This window comes from Burkholderia sp. HAN2018, assembly GCF_024704855.1.
GTDB classification, from domain to species: Bacteria; Pseudomonadota; Gammaproteobacteria; order Burkholderiales; family Burkholderiaceae; genus Burkholderia; species Burkholderia cepacia.
Genome location: NZ_QOBB01000526.1, coordinates 1 through 938, shown reverse-complemented (window position 1 = coordinate 938; position 938 = coordinate 1). Strand labels below are relative to the sequence as shown.

The 938-nt window shown below is 74.7% G+C and carries 1 pseudogene; it reads left to right on the top strand.

The annotated features are described in order from the left end of the window. Nucleotides 1–938: pseudogene (locus tag DPV74_RS41550) on the top strand (cellulose biosynthesis protein); the annotation flags it as partial.

The window sequence follows — 938 nt, the reverse complement described above, 5'->3', positions numbered from 1 at the left end:
CGCGCCGCACGTCGCGGGATTCGCGTGGCTCGCGTCGTCGGTGTGCGCGGCGGCGCCGGGCACCGCGCCGAGCACGACGATGGCATCTTCCGCGACGCCGGCGGCCGCCGCGTCCGCCGATGCGCAGCGCCAGCTTGAAACCGCGCGGATGTGGGGCGTCAAGCATCGCGACGACCTGGCGCGCGACGCGCTGCACAAGGGGCTGCTGATCGCGCCGGGCGATCCCGAGCTGCTGGCCGAACAGGTTCGCGTGCTGTTGCGGCTCGGCGACGCGAAAGGCGCGCAGGCCTCGCTCGCGCGCCTGCAGGCACAGTCGCCGAATGCGCCCGCCACGCGGCGGGTCGCCGACGAATATCGCGTCGCGACGAGCGGGCGCGGCGAGATGGCGCAGATCCGTCTGCTCGCGCGCAGCGGCCGTGCCGACGAGGCGGCACGGCGGATCGTCGCGCTGTTTCCGAACGGTGCGCCGGAGGGCGCGCTCGGCGCCGAGTACTACCAGATCGTGTCGAATGCGCCGGGCGGGCGCGAGCCGGCGATCGCCGCGCTGCGCCGCGCGGTCGCGGCCGATCCGCAGGACACGAGCGCGGCGATGGCGCTCGTGCGACTCCTGAACCAGCGTGCCGACACGCGGCCGGAGGCGAACCGGCTCGCGTGGGCGCTCGCGAAGCGCGCGGACGCCGACCATACGGAGGCAATGGCGCAGTGGCGGCGCGTGCTGCAGTCGGCCGGCAGCGATCCCGCGTATCTCGATGCGCTGCATGCGTACCTCGTGCTCGTGCCGGACGACACCGAATTCGTCGATCGCGCGGCGGCACTGGATCGCCAGCGCGACGCGCAGCGCCGGCTCGAGCGCAATCCCGACTACATTGCGCAGCAGCGCGGCCTGCAGGCGCTCGCGCGCGGCGACCTGGCCGGCGCCGATCCGCTGCTGACGCGCG